We start from the raw sequence: 3719 nt of genomic DNA, 5'->3' as shown, positions 1-3719 counted from the left end.
CTTTAATTTTTCACTTAGGGGACCTTCACCCATAAATACGAAGACGGTATGGGGGGCATGCCTAGATACGATCAAAGCTACGCGCAGAAAATCCTCAGGACCGTAAGGATCTCTAAGATGGGGGGCGAAGGAGACAACCACCTCCGAGTCGGATATGCCCAGCTTCTCTCTCACGTGCCTCCCGGACACCTCAGGGCTGAACCTCGAAGTATCCACGCCCACAGGTATGACACGCACTCTGGCGCGCTCGACGCCCAACACCCTTCTCAAAGCAACATAGTAGTACTCCTCGGAAATTATAGCCGCATCGGCGTGTTCCACGGCAAGCCTGGAAACCTCCCTGAAGAACCCATACCTTAGAGTTCGCTCCCCCACCACGTCGTACCCGAGTATCGAAACCACCACGGGCCTCCTCACGGCGCTCCCAGCGATCACGGAAGCTATGCCCGCGGGATAAGTCCAGAAAGCGTGAACAATATCAAAGCGGTGCCGAGCGTACAGACGGTAGATAAAACCCGCTATACCCCAGTAATAAATCATTGTCAAAAGACGCTTGGGAGACGAAGGAAAGTATTTCAACGTCGACGTTAATAAGCGAAAAAGGAGCCGTGGATTATAGGCGGCAACCTTAATCAAAAGCATCACAGACCATTTGATAGATGACGTTGACTTAAGAGTTCTAATATTTATAATTTTCGTACTGATCAATATAGTTTTGACGTGATGTTTTATCAGATGCCTTGCAAGCTCTTCTATGAAAGGATGAATAGATGAAGAAAGGAATAGCACTTGTAAATTCCTTCTCTCAACTTTTTGATGCATTATTTAAGCCCCAGTTGAACCTGATCCAAAAGTTTGGATTAGTTCACGCTTAATAGGCTTTATCTCGCCCGTCCTGGTGTAGATGTGCCAGGGCGGTATGCTTGATGAAACAACTGCGTTAGCTTGCACTATAACGTGATCACCTATTATCAATTCACTGTTACGCTTCGGAACTATGACCGCTCCGTGACCGATGTGCGTGTTTTCCCCAATTATAACTTTTGCGATGATTTTCTCCCCCAACCCTATGTCCCTCCACATAGTATTGTGGGTGTATATGGCTGCAAAGCTGGCTATCACTGCGTTCCTCTTTATTATCAAGGGGGCGTTAAGGCCGTCAAGCAGGCAGTAGTAGCCTATCCATACGCCTTCTTCAACCGTGACGTCCCCTAAGATTAATGTTCCCGTGCCGATGAATCTAGCTTTTACCTTGTCTTTTGAAACCTCTGGTTTCATAGCAATCACTCCAGTGATTTGTAAATTGTTGCCAAAGCGTTAACTATGTACTCTATGTCCTCCTCTTTTAGACCCTCATAGAGAGGCAGGGTCAGCGTTGTTCTCCTAAGAGTCTCTGACGTCCGAAGTCTTGAATCGTCTGCCACGAACTTGCGAAAGGCGGGTTCCATGTGGAGGGCATACGTGCCTATTTGTACCTCTACTCTAAACTTCTCTTTCACCTGGTTTATAATACGCCGCTGGTATTTGGCAAGTTTATCTGGCAGTCGGATTACATAAGATTGATACGTGGAGCGGCAGCCCTTCTTCTCCTTAAAGGGTCTAACTTGCGGGAGAAGATCATTTAACATTCTGTGGTAAAGCTCTGCCAATCTCCTCCTCTGCTCTATTGTGCTCTCCAGCCTTCTAAGCTGGACTATGCCTATTGCCGCCTGAATATCGCTCATCCTGAAGTTAAGGGAGTTCTCGACGAAAACCCCCTGCATGTTTCTGCCATGATCTCTCAAAATCCTCAGCTTCTCTGCGTACACATCGTCATTTAGCACTATCATCCCCCCCTCCCCTGTCGTCACCAGCTTTCTGGGGTGAAAGCTGTAGCATCCGAAGTCGCCCATGTTCCCCGCAAAGCGGCCGTTGCAGGTGCTCCCCAGCGCTGTAGCGGCGTCCTCTATTACCGGGATGTTTAGACCCGCCTCTTCAATAACCTCCTTGTATACCTCGATGTTCAGTGCGTGCCCGAAGGGATGAACTACTATTACGGCCTTGACATCTTTGTTTTCGGAGAGGATCCTCCTTAGCTCCTGAGGGTCAAGCGCCCCCTCCTCGTTCACGTCTACAAGTATCGGTCTCGCACCTAATTCTACGGCGGCGTTAGCCGTAGCCGGGAAAGTGAAATCCGGGACAACTACCTTACCGCCGCTCTTCACTCCCAGTGCCTTGAGGGTCAGGTAAAGGGCCGTGGTGCAGGATGTAACCGCCAAGGCGTGCTTTGCCCCCACGTACTCCGCTACTCTCCTTTCGAACTCCTTCACGTACGGCCCCTGGGTGAGCCATCCGCTCAAGAAGACCTTCTTGAGCTCTTCGAGCTCCTCTCTGCCCAGACTCGGCTTGATGAGCGGGTACCTGTAGCGCATGCCCTACTGCCTCTCCGAGTAGTATATGCTCTTGTACCAGTATATGATTATCCTTAGCGCCTCCTCCAAGCTGGTTTTCGGCTCAAACCCTAGGAGCTTTCTAGCTTTCGTGATGTCGGCGAAGTGCCTCCTCACGTCTCCGGGACGCGGCGGGCGGTACAGAATCTCCCCAGTGTAACCCATCAACCTGCAGATCGTGTGTATCAGATCCCTGATTGTGGTTTCCCTGCCACTCGCGATGTTCAGCACTTGCCCCTTGAGCGACTCACTCATAGCTATCTTCATCGCAGCTTCGCATGTATCCTTGACGTATATAAAGTCTCTGGTCTGAAGACCATCCCCGTATATCACTGGCTTTTTCCCGCTTAAAATCCTCCTTATAGTCCTAGGAACGACTGCGGAGTATGCAAAATCGTTTTGGCTTGGACCAATGTTGTTGAAAGGCCTAATTATCCTCACATCGGTGCCGAAGTTCTTGTGATAGGAGAGCAGGAGAAGATCCTGGGCGGCCTTGCTTGCGCCGTAGGATGTGGACGGCTGCAGGGGGTGCTCCTCGCTCATAGGCACCCGCACCGCAGATCCGTAAGCTTCTGAGGAGGAGAAGTGCACGAGGGTCCTGAAGAGGTCGCGCCTTTGCAGCTCTGCTAGAGTGGAGGCTATCTTCACGTTCTGATCGAATACGAATTTAGGCCTCCGCAGGGCTAAGGGTAAGGGTAGTATCGCCAAGTTGAACACGATATCTATTTCCTCCCGTTTAAAGAACTCTTTCATAAAGCCGTAATTAGTAACATCTCCAATTATCATTGTAAACTTATCTTTAAAGCGGGTAAGAGATTGCAAGCCTCTTTGAACACCTCCTATTTTTTCTAGAATTAAATTATCTATTACGAAGATTCTCGTGACACCCAGTTTGATCAGATCTTCAACCAGGTTGCTGCCTATGAAGCCGGCTCCTCCAGTCACGAGGATAGAGGAGAGCCTGAGTTCCTCGATTTCCTTGCCCGAAAGCAACTGTAGGTGCATATGGTCACCCCGCAGAGTTTGGAGTGATGGAGTAAGAGGGGCCTAGGGTGGGTGCGAATCTGCGTCCCAGAGCGAGGAGGATCTGCGCTGTCGCGAGCGCCCTGATCTCCAGTGCGAGGCCCACCTCGAGCGCCCGGAGCACCCGTGCCTTCTCGGGCCAAGCCCTCTCCAGCACCCTCACGACCAGCTCCCCCAAGAGGGAGCTCCTGATCGCGCGGAGCCTCCTCGCGAGGAAGAGAAGTACCCTCTCCTCAGGCCTGAGCCTCCAGAAGACGCCGAAACGCA

The 3719-nt window shown here is 50.9% G+C and carries 5 protein-coding genes; all 5 read right to left on the bottom strand.

What is annotated here, in order from left to right; translation table 11 throughout:
* A partial coding sequence (locus tag ACP5KC_RS09395) for a glycosyltransferase (RefSeq protein WP_428287381.1) occupies positions 1-642 on the bottom strand: 642 nt, incomplete at its 3' end.
* 183 nt (positions 643-825) lie between these two features.
* Entirely contained in the window at positions 826-1278 is a 453-nt protein-coding gene (locus ACP5KC_RS09390; protein ID WP_428287380.1) for an acyltransferase, read from the bottom strand.
* Between the two features lie 5 nt (positions 1279-1283).
* Positions 1284-2411: a DegT/DnrJ/EryC1/StrS family aminotransferase gene (locus ACP5KC_RS09385; RefSeq protein ID WP_428287379.1), complete on the bottom strand. Its 1128-nt coding sequence runs from the start codon at positions 2409-2411 to the stop codon at positions 1284-1286.
* Positions 2412-2414: 3 nt separating this feature from the next.
* Positions 2415-3434 carry a dTDP-glucose 4,6-dehydratase gene (locus tag ACP5KC_RS09380; protein ID WP_428287378.1) on the bottom strand — a complete coding sequence of 340 codons (1020 nt, stop codon included), beginning with the start codon at positions 3432-3434 and terminating at the stop codon, positions 2415-2417.
* 4 nt (positions 3435-3438) lie between these two features.
* Positions 3439-3719 (bottom strand): hypothetical protein (locus tag ACP5KC_RS09375; protein ID WP_428287377.1); only part of this gene is annotated, 281 nt, incomplete at its 5' end.

It is taken from the genome of Infirmifilum sp. (genome assembly GCF_049970975.1).
Lineage (GTDB): Archaea > Thermoproteota > Thermoprotei > Thermofilales > Thermofilaceae > Thermofilum > Thermofilum uzonense.
Note: the sequence above shows the minus strand (reverse complement) of the source record. Positions and strands in the feature narration are given on the sequence as shown.